The organism is Streptococcus sp. C150 (genome assembly GCF_000187445.1).
Taxonomy (GTDB): Bacteria; Bacillota; Bacilli; order Lactobacillales; family Streptococcaceae; genus Streptococcus; species Streptococcus raffinosi.
Genome location: NZ_GL698450.1, coordinates 144,739 through 165,632 on the forward strand (window position 1 = coordinate 144,739; position 20,894 = coordinate 165,632).

The window sequence follows — 20,894 nt, forward strand, 5'->3', positions numbered from 1 at the left end:
AACAAGGTTAAGAGGAAAAAACAATGACAAAACGTACTGTAATTATTGGAGTTGGTGGACCTGTTGGTTCAGGGAAGACTCTTTTGCTTGAACGTCTCACACGACGTATGTCTGACCTAAATTTAGCGGTTATTACCAACGATATTTATACCAAAGAAGACGCCCTTTTCTTGGCGAAAAATTCAAGCCTAGATGAAGACCGTATCATTGGTGTAGAAACTGGTGGATGTCCTCATACTGCGATTCGTGAGGATGCTTCTATGAACTTTGAAGCGATTGAAACCCTTCAAGAACGCTTCAACCATGATTTGGATGTTATCTTCCTTGAAAGTGGTGGGGATAACTTGGCTGCGACCTTCAGTCCTGATTTGGTTGATTTCACCATTTATATTATTGACGTTGCTCAGGGTGAAAAAATCCCACGTAAGGCTGGTCAAGGGATGATTAAGAGTGATTTGTTCTTGATCAATAAGACTGACCTTGCTCCTTATGTTGGAGCCAACCTAGACCGTATGCGTGAAGATACCCTTCATTTCCGTAACGAAGATTCTTTCATTTTCACAAATTTAAATAATGATGACAATGTTAAGGAAGTGGAAGAATGGATTCGTAAGAATTTCCTACTAGAGGACTTGTAAGATGACACAAGCATACGATGGCTTTGTCCATCTTGGATTTTCAAACCGAAATGGTCGTACAATTTCCCACAAGAAATACCAAGAAGGTAACTCTCGAGTATCAGCGGATAATTCAGATGCCAATGGTGTTCCTTACTATTTCCTGATTAATATGGGTGGGGGCTTTGTCGAGGGTGAGCAGTATCAAGTGACCATTGATGTTAATAAAGATGCTCATGCCTTGGTAACAACCCAAACACCTACCTATGTTTACAAGTGTGAAAGAGGACAGTTGACGCAACAACATACGTCCATCACACTTGAAGAAAATAGCTATTTGGAGTACATGGCTGATGAAGTCATTCCCTATTTGAAATCACGCTATTTCCAAACAAGTCGTATTGATATGGATAAGTCTGCCCACTTGATTTATTCAGATGGTGTGACGGCAGGTTGGTCTCATGAGGATTTGCCGTTTCAATACCATTATTTTCGTAATTTGACACAAATCTACCAAGATAATGAGCTTGTTTATAGCGATCAGACCCTCTTAGAGCCTCAGAAACAAGATATGTTTAAACTTGGTTATTTTGAAGGCTGGCGAAATTATAATAGTTTGGTAATGGTGTCACCAAATATTGACGAGGCTTTTGTTAAGGCTTTGCAGAAGCACTTAGAAGATCTGAATTTAGAGTCTGATTTTGCTATTTCATCCTTAGATATCCCAGGTCTGGTGTTACGTATCTTAGGAAAAACTGCTGAGGATAATCGTCGCGTCATTTATGCCTGTGCAGACTATTTTAGACAAGAAATACATGGATTAACCCCTTTGAATTTGAGAAAAAATGATATGAGGAGATAAAAAATGCATATTCCTGAAAATTACCTAAGCCCTACGACTTGTGCGGCAATGGGGGCAGTTATGTTGCCTATTTGGTATAAGGCCGTCAAGGAAGTAAAGGTTAAAGTTGATACGGATAAAAAAACGATTCCTATGTTGGGAATCGGGACTTCCTTGTCCTTCCTTATCATGATGTTTAATCTTCCAGCCCCAGGTGGAACGAGTGCCCATGCTGTTGGAGCAGTGCTAATTGCTATATTGTTAGGGCCTTGGGCTTCCTGTTTAGCAGTTAGTGTGGCCCTGGCTATGCAGGCCTTGCTCTTTGGTGATGGTGGAATCTTGGCCTTTGGTGCTAACGCCTTTTGTATGGCCGTTGTTATGCCATTTGTAGGTTATGCTGTTTATAAACTCTTGAATAAGTGGACAAAGAACAGGATAATTGCCAGCTTTTTTGGAGGTTATATTGGGATTGTAGCTGCAGCTCTGACTGTTGCTGTTTTACTTGGTATTCAGCCGATTTTCTTTAAAGACAGCAGTGGTAACCCTCTTTACAATCCTTACCCATTGTCGGTGACGATTCCAGTCATGGGTGTAACCCACCTCTTAATTGGTCTGGTAGAAGGTTTTTTCACAGCAGGTGTACAACAATTCATTGAACGTTTAAATCTTGAGAATAATAAGCAAACGACTGTCAAAAAGCTTCGTCCTTTGTTGTTGTTTATCTTGGCGATGATTATTTTAACCCCTCTTGGTTTATTGGCCACTGGAACAGCTTTTGCTGAATGGGATGTTCAAGAGTTGGTGGAAAAATTGTCCCACTATCATGTGGTAGCTCAAGCGCCCAAAGGTATGCTAAATGGATTCTCATTCCACGCCATCTTCCCTGACTATAGTATTGCAGGAATTCCTGAAGTCTTGGGATATATCCTAAGTGCTGCGTCTGCTGTTTTGATTTCCTTTGTCCTCTACCGCTTGATTTTTGGTAGAAAGGTTGAAAAATGATTCTGCCAGATTGGATGTTAGAAGAGCGTCCGGAAGTGACTAAAGTTGGGAAAAATAGCTTTCTTATCCGAAATCGTCACCATTTGGAAGCTCTTATCCAAAAGTTTGAGACACATCCTGTGCCAGTCGCATCCATCTTTCATCCAACGACTAAGGTTTTACTTCTCCTCTTGTTTCTTTTTTCGGTTGGGATTAGTCGAAACCTCACAGTCCTATGGATTCTAGGCTTAGTCTTAGGTTTTGGTGTGGCTTTCCTACCCCATTCCGTTTTAGTTAGGACCTTAAAAAAGACCATTTTATTATTGGTCTTCCCTATAATTATTTATCTGCCCCATCTCTTATTTAGCGGTGGACAAACCCTCTTTCTTTTAAGGCTTCCCTTGATTGCTTTGGCCATTGCCTATTATTCGGAGACGAGTACGATAAGTGAGATGTTAGCTGCCTTAAAGGGTCTGCATTTTCCTGACCTTATCCTACTCCAGTTGGATATTACCATAAAATATATTGATGTTTTTGGGAAACAATTAATGGACTTGCTTAAAGGAATTGAGGCACGTAGCTATGGTGGTAACCACCGTTTCCAAATTGGGAGCAATGTCTGGGGAATTCTCTACCTTAAAGCAATACGTTATGGTGAGGAACTCACTCAGGCCATGGAAGCGCGTTGTTTTGTTGGTGAGTATGTCAAGTCATCACGGTCGTTCACATGGAAGGATTGGTTTGCCTTGGTTGGACTAGTGGTAGTAATTTTAGGACAAATTCTTTTAGGAGGATGAGATGTTTCAATTGAATCAAGTGGCCTGTGCCTATGAACAAAAAAAGGTCTTTACTGGTCTTGATTTGGAGATTAGACAAGGGCAATATGTGATGTTGATGGGGGAAAATGGGACTGGAAAGTCGAGTCTCATCAGTCTATTAACAGGCTTCAAACAAGAAGAGTCTGGCCGTATTCTTTTCCTAGGGAAAGAGGTCAGGGAATGGTTGAAGGACAAACGTCAAAAACGTGATTTCTATAGTCGGTTAGGTATTCTTTTTCAAGATGTAGATAGTCAGCTTTTTAATAGTACGGTCTATGATGAGATTGCCTTTGGGCCTCGTCAGTTAGGTTTGACTGAAGAAGAAGTCTCAAAACGTGTTGAGGACACTCTAACCTTACTTAAAATTGACGATTTAAGGGACCGAGTGCCTTATCAATTGTCTGGTGGTGAAAAGAAGAAAGTAGCCTTTGCCAGCATTATGGTAACCAATCCAGATGTCTATATTCTTGATGAACCCTTCAACAATCTCTCTAAAGAATATGAAGAATTTTTTAGAGAGCTCTTACATGAGCTTCATTCGGCCGGTAAAACCATTATCATGTCAGCCCATCACTTTAAGCATCTTCATCATGAGAAGGCAGATGTTCTTCTTTTTGAGAATGGGAAGGCTGATTTCTTTCCTGCAAGGGAGGTTCTCAGTAATCAGCAAGTGATTGAGCGCTTATCACATTACTAATGAGTAAAAAGGTAGAAAATCGTTATTGGTTTTCTCCCTTTTTTATTTTGTCAAACAATTGATACTTCAGAGTGATAGGATTTTCTTATCACCTTGATTATGTTTAAGTATTAGTTAAGACTAGTGATTTTTGTTACAATTAGAACAATCAATCTCAAAGGAGACAATTATGAAACTTAAAAAAATTCTTGGAATCACAGGTGTAGCCATTGCTTCAGTAGCATTGCTCGCTGCATGTTCTTCAAAATCAAAAGATACATCTTCAGATACATCTTCGTCAAAATCATCTGGTGCTAAAGAAACTGTTAATTTTGCAACGGTCGGAACAACAGCACCATTTTCATATGAAAAAGATGGTGAATTAACTGGTTACGATGTGGAAGTGGCTAAAGCGGTCTTCAAAGACTCTGACAAGTATGAAGTGAAATTCCAAAAAACAGAATGGTCTTCAGTCTTTACAGGTCTTGACTCAGCTAAATACCAAATGGCTGGGAACAATATCTCTTACTCAGAAGAACGTGACCAAAAATACCTCTTCTCATATCCAATTGGAACAACACCTGCAGTCTTGACGGTTCCAAAAGATAGTAAAATCAAGAAGTATGATGACATCGCTGGTCACTCTACACAGGTAGTTCAAGGAACATCAACAGCTACTCAATTGACTGAATTCAATGATAAACATTCAGATAAGCCAGTTGAACTCAACTACACTAATGAAAACATTACACAAATGTTGACAAACTTAAATGAAGGTAAATACGACTTCAAGATCTTTGATGCCCCAACAGTTAATTCAATTATCAAAAACAATAAGTTGACAAACTTGAAGACCATTGAACTTAAGTCTGATCAACAACCATACATTTACTTCTTGTTTGCTGATAATCAAAAAGACCTTCAAAAATTTGTAAATAAACGTTTGGAAGAACTCCAAAAGGATGGTACTTTGGCTAAATTGGCTGAGAAATTCCTTGGAAATAAAGATTATATCCCAACTAAAGATGCCTTGAAAGTACCAAGCAAAAAATAAGAAAATAGGCTGAGGATAGATATTTCTCAGCATTTTCTTATAAATAAAATTTAGGATAGGCTATAGCTAATAACTATAGATTCATACAATTATAAACAATTTGCTACAATTGTCATCCTATGGGATAATAGTTTTACACTTAAAACAATTTAAAGGAGCTTATGATGAAATTTAAAAAAATTCTTGGAATTGCAGGATTAGCAGTCGCTTCAACAGTAGCCTTGGCTGCATGTGGTGCTGGTGGTAACAAGTCAGCTAAAGATGATAAAACATTGACAGTTGGTATCATGACATTGGATGATGCAACTGAACCAGTATGGGATAAGGTCAAAGAATTGGCTAAAGAAAAAGGCGTAACGATTGAGTTGAAAGAGTTTACGGACTACAACCAACCAAACGAAGCCCTTAAAAACGGTGAAATCGATGTCAATGCTTTCCAACACATTTACTTCTTGAATAACTGGAATAAAGAAAACAAGGGTGATGTTGTTGCTGCAGCAGATACACTTCTTAGCCCTATCCACCTTTTCTCAGGTACTGAAAACGGAAAAGCTAAATATAAAGATGTGAAAGATCTTCCTGAAGGGGCTACTATCTCAGTGCCTAATGATGGTACAAATGAAAGCCGTGCTTTGACTCTTCTCCAAACAGCTGGTTTGATTAAATTAGATGTTAAAAAAGGTGAATTGGCAACAATCAAGAACATTTCTGAAAATCCAAAGAAATTGGAAATCAAAGAAATCGCAGCTGAACAAACAGCTCAAACTCTTTCATCTGTAGATGCAGCAGTTGTTAACAACTCATATGCCCAACAACAGAACGTTAACTACGATACAACCCTCTTCCAAGAAGATCCAAGTCAAGATTTGAAAGATTGGGTTAACATCATTGCAGCTAACAAGGATTGGGAAAAATCAAATAAGGCTGATGCGATCAAAGTTTTGATTAAAGCTTACCAAAATGATGAAGTTGCCCAAACCATTTACGATGCCTCTAACAAGGTTGACCTTCCAGCATGGAAAGGTGCACCAACACAAGATCAATTGAAAGCTAATTCAAAGAAATAAGCTAAGGGCGGAAGGGCGTGTGAGAACACGCCGTTTTGTCTTGTATGAAGGAGACGAATTTGATGGCATTTTCTAGTGAAGAAGAACAGTTACAAAAGTTCCGTAATGACGAAACTGCTCAACACTATTTTGAAGTTTTGCGGACTTTGATTTCTAAAAAATCTATTTTTGCTCAAAATATTGGTCTCTATGATGTGGCTGCCTACCTTGGTGAAATCTTTTCAAGGATAGGTGCAGAGGTGACGATTGACGAGACCTATACGGCACCTTTTGTCTTGGCAAAATTTAAGAGTCCAAATCCGGATGCTAAGACCATTATCTTTTATCAGCATTATGATACTGTTCCTGCGGATAATGATCAGCCTTGGACGGATGAACCTTTTCGTTTGACTGTTCGTAAGGGTTACATGTATGGTCGTGGTGTTGATGATGATAAGGGGCATATTACAGCTCGTCTGACAGCCCTTCGTAAATATATTCGAGAGGTCGGTGACCTTCCTGTTAATATCACGTTTATGATGGAAGGCGCTGAGGAATCTGCTTCAACTGATCTTGAAAAGTATTTGGAAAAATACCGTGACGACCTTCTTCCTGCAGATCTTTTGGTTTGGGAACAAGGTAACCGCAATAGTAAAGGACAACTAGAAATCACAGGTGGCAACAAGGGGATTATTACCTTTGATTTGTCTGTCGAGAGTGCCGATGTTGATATTCATTCTAAATTTGGTGCTGTGATTGAATCGGCGTCATGGTATTTACTCAATGCTATCTCTAGTATGCGTGATGATCAGGGACGGATTCTCATTGATGGTATCTACGATAAAGTGATTCAACCTAACGAACGTGAGATGGATCTCATTGAGACCTATGCTATTGAAAATGCAGACAGCCTTCGAAAAATTTACGGGCTAAAACTTCCAATTTTGGAAAGTGACCGCCGTGATTTCTTAAAGACTTATTACTTTGAACCAGCCCTTTCTATCGAAGGGATTTCGACGGGTTATCAGGGACAAGGGGTTAAGACCATCTTACCAGCGCAAGCCAAAGCTAAAATGGAGATGCGTTTGGTTCCTGGCTTGACACCTGAGTATGTTTTGGAGCATATCAAGGCCCATCTTAAAAAAGAAGGATTCGACCGTATTAAGGTAACCTTCACTCTTGGTGAAGAAAGTTATCGTAGCGATATGTCTGATCCGGCTATTGTCAATGTTATTGAGTTGGCAAAAGGCTTTTATGAGGAAGGTGTCGCTGTACTCCCAACGGCTGCCGGTACTGGACCTATGCATATGATTTATGAGGCTTTGGGTGTTCCTATGGCAGCTTTTGGTATAGGAAATGCTAATAGCCGTGACCACGGTGGGGATGAAAATGTTAGCCTAGCAGACTACTATACCCACATTGAACTAATTAAGGAGTTAATTGCAAGTTATGAGTAATGTCATTATTGATTTGAAAAATATTGATATCACCTTTACACAGAAACGCCGCACTATCCAAGCGGTTAAAGATGTGTCTATCCAGATTGAAAAAGGTGATATTTACGGAATTGTTGGTTATTCAGGGGCTGGGAAGTCTACCCTGGTGCGTGCTATTAATCTTTTGCAAGTGCCTACAGCTGGTCAAATCACTATCGGTAAGGATGTGACTTTTGCAGATGGTAAGGTCCAATTAACGACAAAAGAGTTGCGTCAAAAACGTCAAACAATTGGGATGATTTTCCAACACTTTAACTTAATGGCTCAGAAAACAGCTTATGAAAATGTTGCCTTTGCTCTCCGCCACTCTAAGTTAAGCAGTGAAGAAAAGGACAAAAAAGTTCGTGGCCTCTTGGAGTTGGTTGACTTAGCTGACCGTGCCGAAAACTATCCTGCACAATTGTCAGGTGGACAAAAACAACGTGTAGCGATTGCCCGTGCCTTGGCCAACGATCCTGAAATCTTGATTTCAGATGAATCTACATCAGCCCTTGACCCTAAAACGACTAAGCAAATTCTTTCACTTCTGCAAGATTTGAATAAGAAACTTGGTTTGACAGTGGTTATGATTACCCACGAAATGCAAATTGTTAAAGATATTTGTAACCGTGTAGCTGTCATGCAAAATGGTCAACTTTTGGAAGAAGGCAGTGTCCTTGATATCTTCTCAAATCCACAAGAAGATTTGACACAAGAGTTTATTGAAACTGCAGCGGGAATTGAAGATGCTTTGACTAAGATTAATGCGCAACCTTTGGTTAAAAACTTGCCAAGTTCAGCTCTTCTTGTTCAACTTAAATACGCTGGTTCTTCGACAGATGAGCCACTCTTGACTGAAATCTTCAAAGATTACGGTGTTTCAAGTAATATCCTTTATGGAAATGTTGAAATTCTCGGTGATACACCTGTTGGTGAATTGGTCGTTGTTTTGGATGGCGATTCTGACAAGGTTATTGCAGCGCAAAAAGCGATTGAAAATGCAGGTGTTAACTTGCAGGTACTTAAGAAAGGAGCCCAATAATGGCAGATTGGATTCAACAAAACTTTCCAGATATTTATCGTATCGGTATGCAAGGGGTTAACTCTTGGCCAGATGCCATCTACGCAACTCTTTATATGACCGTGATTTCCTTCATCATTGGGGGACTTCTTGGTCTGGTTATGGGACTCTTCTTGGTATTGACAGGACCTCGTGGGGTTATTGAAAATAAATTTGTTTTCCAAATCCTAGATAAGGTGACCTCTATCTTTCGTGCCATTCCTTTCATCATCCTCCTAGCGATTTTGAAAGGCTTTACTTACTTCATCGTAGGGACTAACCTTGGGATGACAGCGGCCTTGGTTCCATTGTCAGCGGCAACCTTCCCATTCTTTGCCCGTCAAGTACAGGTGGTACTTGCAGACTTAGACCGTGGGGTAATTGAAGCAGCACAAGCTAGTGGTGCGACTCTTTGGGATACTATTAAGGTTTACCTTGGTGAAGGTCTACCTGAGTTGGTTTGTGTATCAACCGTGACCCTGATTTCACTCGTTGGTGAAACTGCTATGGCCGGTGCCATCGGTGCAGGTGGTCTTGGTTATATTGCCATCTACTATGGATACAACCGTTCAAATACTTCCGTCACTATCTTGGCAACCTTGTTGATCCTGATTTTGATCTTCCTTATCCAATTTGTCGGTGACTTCTTAACTCGTAAATTGAGTCATAAATAAGAGTGGAAAGCCTGCTTTCAACAGGCTTTTTTCATGTCTTGACGATTTGAGAAATATATCATAATATGGAAGTCAATGAATGTTTTGTGGTTTTGTTAACCACATAAAAGGAGTTAATGAGTTATGCAACGTTTTATTTCAACGTGGAATAGAACCAGCTTGATAAAGCGTATTGCCATTGGTGTGGTAATCGGTGCTTTGCTTGGTTTGCTTATTCCTAAGATTACAGTTATTGGTCTCTTGGGAGATATGTTTGTTGGTGGTTTGAAGGCCATTGCACCCCTCTTGGTTTTTGCCTTGGTTGCCAATGCCCTTTCCCAAACACGTGAAGGCCAACAAAGCAACATGAAGACGGTAATTGTTCTCTACCTATTTGGAACCTTTGCTGCAGCTTTGACAGCTGTGATTTCCCACTATATTTTTCCAATTTCATTGAAATTGGGAGCAGCCGCAGCTACCAAAGCAAGTGCACCTCAGGGGGTTGGTGAGGTGTTTAAGGATTTATTGCTTAAGATGGTGGATAATCCTATTAATGCCTTGGCTCAAGCCAACTATATTGGGGTTTTGGTCTGGGCTGTTGTCTTTGGTTTTGCTATGCGAACAGCCAGTCAACACACTAAAGAATTGCTTAATACCTTGGCTGAGGTGACCTCTCAAATCGTGCGTTGGATTATTAACCTAGCACCATTTGGTATTCTTGGTCTTGTCTTTAATACGATTTCTGAAAATGGTATTGGCGTCTTGGCAGATTATGGAGTTCTTATCCTTGTTCTGGTTGGTACTATGGCCTTTGTTGCCTTGGTGGTCAATCCAGCCATTGCCTTTGTGATGATGGGCAAGAATCCTTTCCCATTGGTTTTCCGTTGTCTGAAAGATTCTGGGATTACTGCCTTCTTTACCCGCTCATCAGCTGCCAATATCCCCGTCAACCTTCAATTGTGTGAAGACCTTGGTTTGAATCCTGATACTTACTCAGTTTCTATCCCTCTGGGTTCAACAATTAACATGGCAGGGGCAGCCGTGACAATTAATGTTTTGACACTGGCTGCAGTGACTACTTTGGGAATTGAGGTTGACTTTGCGACAGCCCTTATTCTTAGTGTAGTGTCAGCTATTTCTGCCTGTGGTGCCTCAGGTATTGCAGGAGGTTCCCTTCTCTTGGTCCCCGTAGCATGTAGCCTCTTTGGTATTTCAAATGATCTGGCCATGCAGGTTGTCGGTGTCGGCTTTATCGTCGGTGTCATCCAAGACTCATGTGAAACGGCCCTCAACTCGTCAACAGATGTTCTCTTTACAGCAGTAGCAGAAAAAAGCCGTTGGAATAAGGCTTAGATAATAAAGAAGGTCAGCCTCTGGGGCTGACTTTTTGAGGTTATGTAGTCAACATAGGCAAAGACTATAGCTAGCTCAAGGATTTGTCATCTTTAAAATACCCATAAAATGTGGTAAAATAAACGTCTCTAATAGAAAAGGGTGAGATATTTATGACTAATAATCTATTAGTACTTCAATCGGATTTTGGTTTGGTTGATGGTGCTGTTTCGGCCATGATTGGTGTGGCTTTACAAGAAGAGCCAAGCCTAGGAGTGCACAACTTAACCCACGACATCACTCCCTATAACACATTTGAAGCTTCCTACCGTCTCTTTCAAACCGTTGAATACTGGCCGAAAGGGACAACTTTTGTATCCGTAGTTGACCCTGGTGTCGGATCGTCACGAAAAAGTGTGGTTGCTCTGACTAAGACTGGGCAATATATCGTTACTCCCGACAATGGCACACTTTCTTATATTAAAAAGAATGTTGGTATCGTGGCTGTTCGAGAAATTTCAGAGGTTGAGAACCGCCGTAGTAATACCGAGCTATCTTATACCTTCCACGGACGTGATGTTTATGCTTATACAGGTGCCAGATTAGCCTCTGGTCATATCAGTTTTGAAGATGTTGGACCCGAGTTACCTGTGGAGAAAATTCTAGAACTTCCAGTGGTTGAAACCATCATAGAAGATCATTTAGTTCGTGGTGCGATTGACATTCTAGACGTCCGTTTCGGATCGCTTTGGACCTCAATCACACGTGATGACTTTTACGCTTTGGAACCAAACTTTGGTGATCGTTTCGAAGTGACCATCTTTAACAATGATATGTTGGTCTACCAAAACCAAGTTACCTATGGAAAATCTTTTGCGGATGTTCGTATTGGTCAACCCATTATTTATATCAACTCCCTCTATCGTGTGGGACTAGCCATTAACCAAGGGTCTTTTGCCAAGGCTTATAATGTCGGTGTAGGATCTAACTGGCACATTGAAATTAAACGTTTAGGAGATTAAAGTAAAATTATGAAAAATAATTCAATTCGTACAGTAGTTGCGACAGGTATTGGTGCAGCACTCTTTATTATCATTGGTATGTTTGTTAACATTCCTATTTTTGGGAATACTAGCATCCAACTGCAATATGCAGTTCAGGCTCTGTTTTCAGTAATATTTGGCCCCATCACAGGTTTCTTCATGGGCCTCATTGGTCATGCGCTTAAGGATGGTATCCAATACGGAAGTATTTCATGGGCTTGGGTTCTTGCTAGTGGTGTTATAGGTCTTGTCATTGGTCTATTTCGTAAAAAATACGATGCAACAAAAGGGGTTCTGACATTTGGAAATATGATTTGGTTTAACCTCATCCAACTCTTATCTCTTATTATTGCGTATGGTGTTGTGACACCAATCGGTGATAAAATCCAATTTGCGCAAGAATGGTCTTACCTCTATGCTCAAGGTTTTGTTGCTGGATTGGCAAACTTTATTACAATTGCAGTTGGAGGAACGGCTCTACTTGCAATTTACGCCCACTCACGTACACAATCAGGTAGTCTTACTAAAGACTAGAAATAATTTATAGCAGAGTGTGGCTTGTCAAGATTTTTTTGATAAGCCCTCTCTTTTTTAGTAGAAACATGGATAAATACATTAGTTTTAATCAGTTTACATTTCAATATGATGCGCAAGCGGAAGCTACAATCAAAAATATCAGTTTTGATATTGCCAAGGGTGAGAAAGTACTTATCTTAGGCCCGTCTGGTAGTGGAAAATCAACCCTGGCCCAGTGTCTTAATGGTATCATTCCTAACATTAACAAAGGTCAAGCGCAGGGGCAGGTGACTATAGGCGGCCAAGACATTTTCAATCAATCAATCTATGATAGGTCTCAATTGGTATCTACGGTGTTACAGGATCCAGATGGTCAGTTTATTGGATTGACGGTAGCTGAAGATTTGGCCTTTTCCTTGGAAAATGATTGTGTCAATCAAGGTAAGATGAAAGATAAGGTGGCTCTCTGGGCCGAACGTTTGAATTTGAGTTCTCTCTTGGGTCATCGTCCTCAAGATTTATCAGGTGGACAAAAACAACGGGTCAGTCTAGCTGGGGTCTTGATTGATGAGAGTCCGATCCTCTTATTTGATGAGCCGTTGGCAAATTTGGATCCTAAATCGGGCCAAGAAACGATTGCCCTTATTGATAAAATTCACAAGGAAGTAGGAGCCACGACGATTATTATTGAGCACCGTCTGGAGGATGTTCTTTATCGTCCTGTTGACCGTGTTTTATTGGTCAATGATGGGAAACTCCTCTTTAACGGTAGCCCAGATGAGCTTTTATCAACTACTCTCTTGTTGGATAATGGTATTCGTGAACCCCTCTATGTGACGGTTTTACGTCAGTTGGGATTTAACACCAAAAGTGCAGAGCAACTCAGCCAACTAGAAACTTTGGACCTGTCTGGTTTAAGCTTGCCGGACAGAACGAGAAAGGTTCCATCTGAAAGTCAAACAACTCCTATTTTAGAGGTTGGGAAACTTAAAGTTGGCTACGGAGATAACCTACCTATAATTGAGAATTTGTCCTTTAGTCTGAAAAAGGGTGAGCGTCTAGCAATTGTTGGTAAAAACGGAGCTGGTAAGTCAACGCTTGCCAAGGCTTTATGTGGCTTTGTCCCTAGTCACGGCAGGCTGATTTATAAAGGTCAGGATATTAGCCAGGATAGCATCGCTGAGCGTTCAGAACGTATCGGGTTTGTTTTACAAAATCCTAACCAGATGATTAGTCAAGCTATGATTTTTGATGAAGTAGCTTTAGGTTTACGTTTGAGAGGTGTTGACGAGTCAGAAGTTGAAGAGCGTGTTTATGAGGTTTTGAAGACCTGTGGCCTCTATAGTTTTCGTAAATGGCCCATTTCTGCCCTATCATTTGGTCAGAAAAAGCGTGTGACTATAGCTTCTATCTTGGTTTTGAAACCTGAAATCATTATCTTAGATGAGCCAACGGCTGGTCAAGATTACCAAACGTATACGGATATCATGACTTTCCTTGACAGTCTTCAGCAGCAAGGCCATACGATTGTAATGATTACCCACGACATGCAACTTATGTTGGAATACAGTGATCGTTGTTTGGTTGTCGTTGATGGTGCGATTATCGCAGATGATAATCCTGTCGCCATCCTCAATCAGCACGACCTGTTGGAGGCAGCTAATCTGAAACAGACATCACTCTATACCTTGGGTCAGAAATTGTCCTGTGATCCAGTAGACGTGACAGAGTATTATATTGATAAAATTAACAAAGGAGGCCCTTATGTCTAATCGTTTAATTGGTTATCAATCAGGTCAAGGTTTCCTTTATGGATTATCTGGTGCAAGTAAAATGATTTTCTTCATTTTAGTATCAGTTGCTTGTATGGCAACTTACGATCCTAGATTTATATTAGTAATAGGTTTTCTATCTATTTATCTTTTCAAGCGAGCTAATATTCGATGGAAAGATGTTTCATTTGTTGTTGAAATCATTGGAGCTGTTGCCCTCTTTAACTTAGTCATGGTTTATCTTTTCGATCCTAGCTATGGTGAGGAGATTTATGGTGCTAAGACCGTATTGGTTGAAGGATGGGGCCGCTTTTATTTAACCAGTCAGGAGATTTTCTATCTTGCTAATCTCTTGCTTAAGTATTTTTCAACGGTTCCTCTTGCCATTCTCTTTCTGATGACTACCCATCCGAGTCAGTTTGCAGCTAGTCTTAATCAGATTGGATTGCCTTATAAATTTGCCTACTCCGTTAGTTTGACATTGCGTTATATTCCAGATGTTCAAGAAGAATTTTTTACGATTCGCAAGGCCCAGGAAGCGCGTGGCTTAGATTTGTCGAAAAAGGCAGGTCTGGTTAAGCGCATTCGTGGGAATCTACAAATCGTTCTTCCATTAATTTTTTCTTCGTTAGAGCGTATTGATACCATATCGACAGCTATGGAATTACGTCGCTTTGGTCGCTATAAAAAACGTACCTGGTATGTTCATAAATCTTTGACTAAGCAAGATTATCTTGTAATCTTATTAGCGTTTCTGCTGTTAGGGATTAGTCTAGGATTGATTTTCCTGAATCAGGGTCGCTTTTACAATCCTTGGTTATGATATTAAGGTTAAAGATTGTATGGATTTTTGCAACAATAAAAAACGTTCTAGTCCTGTTCATTGTGAACAAGATTAGAACGTTTTTCTGTTATTTCAAATACCCCAAATAATCAAATTTTTCTAGTGTTCGATTGTCAGCAACGACTAGGATAGTTCCTTCATTAGGCAGCTGTTTCGTAGGGTCAAAATGAGTGTTTAGTTTTCCATTTTCATCGTTTCTAAAACCAATGACATTGACGTTGTAAGTTTTTCGGAGATTCAAGGTGTGCAAAGATTTTCCTGCCCATTCATGAGGAATCCTAAGCTCGATTAAAGCCACGTCATCCTCTAGATGAAAGACATTTGAAATGTTATAGCGGAGTATGTTGGAAGCCAGTTCTTTTGCCGTACTGCGTTCGGGTGTAATGACGAGGTTGGCTCCCATACCATAGAGAACCTCTTCGTAATTGATGCTTTTAGCTTTAGCAATGATACGTTTAATCCCTAGCTTCTTACAGTGCAAAAGAGCCAATGCTGAAGACTCCAGATGCTCCCCTGTAGCAATAATAACGGTATCACAGCTCTCAATACCAGTCGAGCGAAGAAAATCAATGTCAGTAATATCCCCCACAGCAGCCTTAGTCACCTGATCTGCTAGAGAATCAATGGTTTTAGGATTGTTATCTAAGGCAATGACATTTTGGCCAAAAGTGGAAAGTTCGGTTGCGATGGTTTGTCCAAAAATCCCCAAACCGAGGACGCCGATAATTTGTGTTTTCATGTAGAATCCTTTCAGAATTTTGTTAATGAATTGGTTGTTTAGCCAACAGAGATGTCAGTTGGTGAGTAGGAAACCTGTTTCTCTTTTTTGGTCATCAAACTCAAGAGAACAGTGATGGGACCGACACGACCAATGAACATGAGAGCCATGATAACAAAGCGCCCTATGGTATTAAGACTAGGAGTCAAATCCATAGACACACCGACTGTGGCAATAGCTGACACACTCTCAAATAGCAAGGCCAGTGGTGAGAGATTTGGATTGGTTTCAAGCAGAATAACATAGCCGACAAAGAGCATTGTTAGGAAAAAGAGTATAACTGTGAATGCTTGCAAAACAGTCTTATTAGATATAATACGATTTCGAAAAACAACGCTCGAGTTACCAGATAGCTCTGACTTAAAAAGTAGGAACATGATGGAGGCAGTTGTCACCTTGATACCACCCGCAGTTCCTCCAGGTCCACCACCGATAATCATCTGAATCATAAAAAGAAGATTAGTAGAGAAATCGGCCTTGGTATAGGAAATCGTTGCGAAGCCAGCGGTACGCATGGTTACAGTTTGAAAGAAACTGACCATAAGTTGCTGCCAAACGTTGAGAGAACCGATAGTCTTAACATTATCCATTTCCAGTAGCCAAGCTAACAAGGTCCCCATCAAGAGGATACAAGCTGTACTAATAAGCACAAGACGGCTTTGATTACTAAGGGGTCTACAAGCTAAATTCCAGTTTCTAGGACGATTCTTGATATAACGCTTAAATAACTGAATCAAATCAATCCAGACTGCAAAACCCAAACTTCCAGACATGATGAGACCTGCGACAGCAAGGTTTATTGTTGGATTGGTCGCATAGTCTTGTAGGCTGTTAGCTCCTAAGTTATCAAAACCAGCGTTACAAAAAGCTGAGACCGCTAGAAATAGACTGTTAAAAATGCCGTGACCAAGTCCAAAGCGAGGGATAAAATCAGTCATAATCACTAGTGCCGCTAAAGCTTCAATGGAAAAAGTTATTTTATAGACCTTGAAAAGATAGGATTTTAAATCTTTTTGATTGTCCCTGCTGAGTGCAGATTGAAGGAGATCTTGATCGCTCAAGCCCAATTTATTTTTAAGGCTGTAGGTACTGATAGCAATCAAAGAGACTAGCCCAAGACCCCCGGTCTGCATGAGAAGCATGGAGACAATTTGACCAAAACCATTGTAAGCTTTACTAACAGGAACCACAGAAAGTCCAGTCACACAGACCATTGATACCGTGTTGAAAAGATGGTCTAGATAGTTTGTTTCTGGACTATTAGCATAGTGACTAATGGGAAGACTAAGTAAGATACTTCCCACCAGAATGACAAAGACAAAACTAAGCACAAGTCTTTGAGTGACAGAAAAACGATTAATCAATGAAAACCTCCAAATTTACCATAAGGGGAAACAATAATCCAAGGAATCAAAAACATCCTTGGATGAACGTTATAGTGGCTTCTTATTAGGCATTCCAGCACGACGAGGGTACTTGTTTGGAGTTTCTTTTTTCTTCTCGACAATGGTAATATGACGCCCATCACCATTTGGTAAATGGTAGTTATCGTTGAGAATAGGTTTGGCAAAAAGGAGGTTCAAAGCATTCTTAGCTTCAGCCAATTCTTCATCGGCCGCTGCAGCCTTAAGTGCAATGAGTTGTCCACCAACCTTCAAGAAAGGAATGGTCAATTCTGAGAGAATCTGCAGACGTGCAACAGCACGGGCAGTCACCACATCAAATTGAGCACGGAAGGACTTATCTTGACCAAAATCCTCGGCACGTCCATGATAGAAGTGAACACCGCTAAGTTGCAGCTCATCTGCCAAGAGATTGAGAAAATTGATGCGTTTATTAAGAGAATCAATGATGGTCACTTCAAGCTTAGGACAAAGAATCTTCATAGGGAGACTTGGAAAACCAGCTCCAGCCCCAATATCTAAGAGTCGAATATCTTGATTTTTGATATGTCCTTGCAGAACGGGAGCCAACGAATCATAGAAATGCTTAAGGTAAACATCGTTTTTATCAGTGATTGCCGTAAGATTGATTTTTTCGTTCCATTCTACCAATAGCTCAAAATAGCGTTGAAATTGGTCTTTTTGCTGCTGACTCAGATTGAATCCCTCTTCTTGTAGAGCCTTGTAAAAATCTTCAGGTGTCATTTTTATATTCCTTTTAAATAGTTTCAATGCTCTTATTTTACCATAATTAAGGCCTTTCATCTAACACCAAAAATGAGCGAACATTAGGAGCAAACGTATTTTTCATTATCTTTTAAAGAAGTTCTAAGTTTAAGAAATATGTAATATTTAAGGTGTTATTTTTTCTTAAAAATCTGATATAATACTAATTAAGTCTAAAATCATAATTACTCGCTTAAAAGAAAGTGACAATATAGTTGCTTTAATGAAAGGCGGTTGTGGGGGATTATGGTCTTGTGGATTAAAAATCACTCCCCGTGGGGAAATTTAGTTTGAGGATTGACAATGATTTATCTTTCAGAAGTTAGAAAGTCTCCAGAAGGGCTTGCTTTTAACGAAGCACCTTTACTTTTGGAGTCTATTAAAGAACGCTATAATCAGGTTTTAAATCTTGAACAGATTCAAGCAAGTGGACAGGTAGTCTATGATAATGGATTGTACCTTTTGGATTATCAATTAGCTTATAATATTACATTACCATCTAGCCGTTCTCTTGAGCCTGTAACGCTTAGTTTTAACTATCCAGTCTCGGAGACCTTTATTCAAGAGGCAGATGCCCTTCTACAGAAGGAATTAGTCGAAGAAAACTTGGTTCTTATCTTGGATGGTGATGCCATTAATCTAGATGAGAGTATATTGGACAATATTCTTCTTAATATTCCTATGAAAGTCTTAACACCAGAAGAAGAGAAAGGTCAAATTTCTCTTTCAGGAAATGACTGGGAAGTCCTGTCGGAAGAGGAATATGCAGCCCTCCAACAAGAGAAAAAAGAGGCAAGTAATCCTTTTGCCCAATTGAATGGTCTATTTGATGAAAATTAATTCAAAAAAATAAACTAAAAATGTTTGACAATTTTAAAACTGTATATTATTATATCATTAGAAGTTAATTTTCAGATTTATTTGCTAAATAAATCGACAGACTTTTAAAGGGAAATAGAAGTCAAAAAAATTTAAGAAAGTGGTAAATACTTATTATGAGCAAACGCATTTTGATTGTTGAAGATGAGAAAAACCTTGCTCGTTTTGTCTCGTTAGAACTTCAACACGAAGGATACGACGTTGTGACAGCAGACAACGGACGTGAAGGACTAGAAATGGCACTTGAGAAAGATTTCGATCTTATTCTCTTGGATCTTATGTTACCTGAGATGGACGGTTTTGAAGTAACTCGTCGTCTCCAACAGGAAAAAGATACTTATATTATGATGATGACAGCTCGCGACTCAATCATGGACATCGTTGCCGGATTGGATCGTGGTGCTGATGACTATATTGTAAAACCATTTGCGATTGAAGAACTTTTGGCACGTATTCGTGCGACCTTCCGTCGTCAAGATATTGAAGCTGCTAAGAATGCACCAGCTAAAGCGTCAACTTACCGTGACTTGAAATTAGATGTTCAAAACCGTACAGTTGTACGTGGTGATGAAGCTATCCCATTGACAAAACGTGAGTTTGATTTGTTGAACACACTTTTGAGCAATATGAACCAAGTGATGACCCGTGAAGAACTTTTACTTCAAGTTTGGAAATATGATGATGCTATCGAAACAAACGTTGTAGACGTTTATATTCGTTACTTGCGTGGAAAAATTGATGTTCCAGGCAAAGAATCATATATTCAAACGGTACGAGGCATGGGTTATGTTATTCGTGAAAAATGAGTAAATTACAAGATAAATTATTCGGTAAAGTAACCATTAGAAAAAAGTTGACCATGACAACTGCTGTGGTCTTCTTTCTTGTATTATCGATGTTCACCCTCGTTGTTGTTTTTTCAGCAAATACGCTTCTTTTACAACGTGAACGTCAAAATGTAAATGCTACCATCTCAAAGGTTGTTACATACATTGAAAAAGACTGGGATTCTGATGAAGAATTAAGTCCAGAACCGCTCTTAGCTGCCCTTTATTCGCCTAAAAATATCTATGCATCAATTATTAATGGCGTGCTTTCTGAAAAGCATTCTCTAGATGGCCAAGTTGCGATTTCTAATAAACTCTATTCAAATCAGTCAGTCTTTGTTTATGACAAAAAAGGAACGTTTATCTTTACCTCTGAGGAGAATACAGATTCTCCACCAGGCATGTCTGAGGTTAACAAACTAAAGTCAGTGTCTTATAAGGGAAAACGTGGCTTCTTGCTAGAGGTTCCGATTTATGGTAAAGATAAAAAGACAATAGTTGGTTATGCCCAAATCTTCCATGATTTGGAATTCTATTATGCCCTCAAAGAGCGTCTGATTTTCTTATTGATTTTCCTTGAAGTAGGGATGACGGTCTTGGTCATCGCAGCGACTGTCGTTGTCTTGACATCTATTCTTCGTCCGATGAGACAGTTGCACGAGACTATGGGGGTTATCACCGATTCACCAAGCGATTTGGAGCTCCGTTCTAAGATTGAAAGTCATGATGAAATTGGTGATTTGGCGGTTAACTTTAACCGTATGATGGATAAAATCCAAGAAAATAATCAGATGCAGATGCGCTTCTTGAGTGACGTGAGTCACGAGTTGCGTACTCCGATTGCCGTTATCAAGGGACATATGGACCTCTTGCAACGTTGGGGTAAAAATGACCCTGAGATTTTGGAAGAAAGTCTTGAGGCTGCAAGCCATGAGGCCAACCGTATGACCATTATGATCAATGATATGTTGGATTCTATCCGAGTTAAGGGATCCTTTGAGAATCACAGAAATGACACTTGTGATTTGAATTCTTCAATTCGTACGGTTATTGGGAACTTCCGTGTTTTGCATGAAGATTACCAATTCTATCTCAATGATTTTGAAAGTTCTGAGCGTCCAGCACAGATTTACAGCCAACACTTTGAACAGGCTATCACAATTTTGATTGATAATGCCGTCAAGTATTCACCTGTTGACAAGGAAATCCAGGTAACAATTAAAGCTCTGGAAAATGAAATGCTGGTACAGGTACAAGATAATGGTGAAGGAATTTCTAAAGAGGACATCGAACATATCTTTGAGCGCTTCTACCGTTCAGACAAGGCACGTAATCGTACTACAACTCAATCTGGTGTGGGTATTGGTTTATCAATCCTTTACCAAATTGTGGAAGCTTACCGATGCCGTATTGAAGTTAGTTCTGAATTGGGTGTCGGTACACGTTTCGACCTCTATATTCCTTTTGCAGAGGCAGAAACTACGTCACCACAACTTGAACTTTAAGTAAGAAAA

Annotated in this window: 21 protein-coding genes; 18 read left to right on the forward strand and 3 right to left on the reverse strand. The window is 39.8% G+C overall.

Annotation, left to right across the window (positions count from 1 at the left end; translation table 11 throughout):
* Positions 1-23 precede the first annotated feature (23 nt).
* The 15 genes from ureG to HMPREF0848_RS08130 all read left to right on the forward strand — a co-directional run bounded on the left by ureG (position 24) and on the right by HMPREF0848_RS08130 (position 14,707).
* On the forward strand, positions 24-638 hold the full coding sequence (gene ureG, locus HMPREF0848_RS08060) for an urease accessory protein UreG (protein ID WP_002889928.1): 615 nt from the start codon (positions 24-26) through the stop codon (positions 636-638).
* 1 nt (position 639) lies between these two features.
* A complete protein-coding gene (locus tag HMPREF0848_RS08065) occupies positions 640-1,479 on the forward strand; it encodes an urease accessory protein UreD (RefSeq protein WP_008535853.1) in 840 nt (279 codons plus the stop codon).
* Between the two features lie 3 nt (positions 1,480-1,482).
* The gene (cbiM, locus tag HMPREF0848_RS08070) at positions 1,483-2,460 is read left to right on the forward strand and encodes a cobalt transporter CbiM (protein ID WP_008535859.1); all 978 of its coding nucleotides are present in this window, start codon (positions 1,483-1,485) and stop codon (positions 2,458-2,460) included.
* A complete protein-coding gene (locus tag HMPREF0848_RS08075; protein ID WP_008535861.1) occupies positions 2,457-3,236 on the forward strand; it encodes an energy-coupling factor transporter transmembrane component T in 780 nt (259 codons plus the stop codon). The genes cbiM and HMPREF0848_RS08075 overlap by 4 nt, the downstream gene beginning before the upstream one ends.
* Position 3,237: 1 nt before the next feature.
* Entirely contained in the window at positions 3,238-3,954 is a 717-nt protein-coding gene (locus HMPREF0848_RS08080) for an ABC transporter ATP-binding protein (RefSeq protein ID WP_008535863.1), read from the forward strand.
* A 169-nt stretch (positions 3,955-4,123) separates the two neighbouring features.
* Positions 4,124-4,987, forward strand: coding sequence for an amino acid ABC transporter substrate-binding protein (locus HMPREF0848_RS08085; RefSeq protein ID WP_008535864.1), 864 nt, complete (start codon positions 4,124-4,126; stop codon positions 4,985-4,987).
* Positions 4,988-5,151: 164 nt separating this feature from the next.
* Positions 5,152-6,054 carry a MetQ/NlpA family ABC transporter substrate-binding protein gene (locus HMPREF0848_RS08090; protein WP_008535865.1) on the forward strand — a complete coding sequence of 301 codons (903 nt, stop codon included), beginning with the start codon at positions 5,152-5,154 and terminating at the stop codon, positions 6,052-6,054.
* 62 nt (positions 6,055-6,116) lie between these two features.
* Positions 6,117-7,490, forward strand: a complete 1,374-nt coding sequence (locus tag HMPREF0848_RS08095) for a M20/M25/M40 family metallo-hydrolase (protein WP_008535866.1) — start codon at positions 6,117-6,119, stop codon at positions 7,488-7,490.
* Positions 7,483-8,550 carry a methionine ABC transporter ATP-binding protein gene (locus HMPREF0848_RS08100; protein ID WP_008535867.1) on the forward strand — a complete coding sequence of 356 codons (1,068 nt, stop codon included), beginning with the start codon at positions 7,483-7,485 and terminating at the stop codon, positions 8,548-8,550. The genes HMPREF0848_RS08095 and HMPREF0848_RS08100 overlap by 8 nt, the downstream gene beginning before the upstream one ends.
* Complete coding sequence (locus HMPREF0848_RS08105) at positions 8,550-9,242, forward strand: methionine ABC transporter permease (RefSeq protein ID WP_008535868.1); 693 nt, start codon at positions 8,550-8,552, stop codon at positions 9,240-9,242. The genes HMPREF0848_RS08100 and HMPREF0848_RS08105 overlap by 1 nt, the downstream gene beginning before the upstream one ends.
* A 123-nt stretch (positions 9,243-9,365) precedes the next feature.
* A complete protein-coding gene (gene sstT, locus HMPREF0848_RS08110) occupies positions 9,366-10,574 on the forward strand; it encodes a serine/threonine transporter SstT (RefSeq protein WP_008535875.1) in 1,209 nt (402 codons plus the stop codon).
* A 152-nt stretch (positions 10,575-10,726) separates the two neighbouring features.
* Entirely contained in the window at positions 10,727-11,575 is an 849-nt protein-coding gene (locus HMPREF0848_RS08115; protein ID WP_008535880.1) for an SAM hydrolase/SAM-dependent halogenase family protein, read from the forward strand.
* Positions 11,576-11,584: 9 nt separating this feature from the next.
* A complete protein-coding gene (locus HMPREF0848_RS08120; protein ID WP_002889196.1) occupies positions 11,585-12,130 on the forward strand; it encodes an ECF-type riboflavin transporter substrate-binding protein in 546 nt (181 codons plus the stop codon).
* A 68-nt stretch (positions 12,131-12,198) separates the two neighbouring features.
* On the forward strand, positions 12,199-13,884 hold the full coding sequence (locus HMPREF0848_RS08125) for an ABC transporter ATP-binding protein (protein ID WP_037609358.1): 1,686 nt from the start codon (positions 12,199-12,201) through the stop codon (positions 13,882-13,884).
* Positions 13,877-14,707 carry an energy-coupling factor transporter transmembrane component T family protein gene (locus HMPREF0848_RS08130; RefSeq protein WP_008535885.1) on the forward strand — a complete coding sequence of 277 codons (831 nt, stop codon included), beginning with the start codon at positions 13,877-13,879 and terminating at the stop codon, positions 14,705-14,707. The genes HMPREF0848_RS08125 and HMPREF0848_RS08130 overlap by 8 nt, the downstream gene beginning before the upstream one ends.
* An 88-nt stretch (positions 14,708-14,795) precedes the next feature.
* Here HMPREF0848_RS08130 and HMPREF0848_RS08135 read toward each other — a convergent pair whose 3' ends face one another.
* From HMPREF0848_RS08135 to rsmG, 3 genes are all read right to left on the reverse strand, one after another.
* On the reverse strand, positions 14,796-15,467 hold the full coding sequence (locus HMPREF0848_RS08135) for a potassium channel family protein (protein ID WP_008535887.1): 672 nt from the start codon (positions 15,465-15,467) through the stop codon (positions 14,796-14,798).
* A gap of 38 nt (positions 15,468-15,505) precedes the next feature.
* Entirely contained in the window at positions 15,506-16,870 is a 1,365-nt protein-coding gene (locus HMPREF0848_RS08140) for a TrkH family potassium uptake protein (RefSeq protein WP_008535889.1), read from the reverse strand.
* 69 nt (positions 16,871-16,939) lie between these two features.
* On the reverse strand, positions 16,940-17,653 hold the full coding sequence (gene rsmG, locus HMPREF0848_RS08145; protein ID WP_008535891.1) for a 16S rRNA (guanine(527)-N(7))-methyltransferase RsmG: 714 nt from the start codon (positions 17,651-17,653) through the stop codon (positions 16,940-16,942).
* A gap of 324 nt (positions 17,654-17,977) precedes the next feature.
* Between rsmG and HMPREF0848_RS08150 the strand changes: the two genes are divergently transcribed.
* The 3 genes from HMPREF0848_RS08150 (at position 17,978) to HMPREF0848_RS08160 (ending at position 20,885) form a co-directional block, all read left to right on the forward strand.
* The gene (locus tag HMPREF0848_RS08150) at positions 17,978-18,514 is read left to right on the forward strand and encodes a DUF177 domain-containing protein (RefSeq protein ID WP_008535894.1); all 537 of its coding nucleotides are present in this window, start codon (positions 17,978-17,980) and stop codon (positions 18,512-18,514) included.
* A gap of 155 nt (positions 18,515-18,669) precedes the next feature.
* Positions 18,670-19,359 carry a response regulator transcription factor gene (locus tag HMPREF0848_RS08155; RefSeq protein WP_002883757.1) on the forward strand — a complete coding sequence of 230 codons (690 nt, stop codon included), beginning with the start codon at positions 18,670-18,672 and terminating at the stop codon, positions 19,357-19,359.
* A complete protein-coding gene (locus HMPREF0848_RS08160; protein WP_008535896.1) occupies positions 19,356-20,885 on the forward strand; it encodes a HAMP domain-containing sensor histidine kinase in 1,530 nt (509 codons plus the stop codon). The genes HMPREF0848_RS08155 and HMPREF0848_RS08160 overlap by 4 nt, the downstream gene beginning before the upstream one ends.
* The last annotated feature ends 9 nt before the right edge of the window (positions 20,886-20,894 follow it).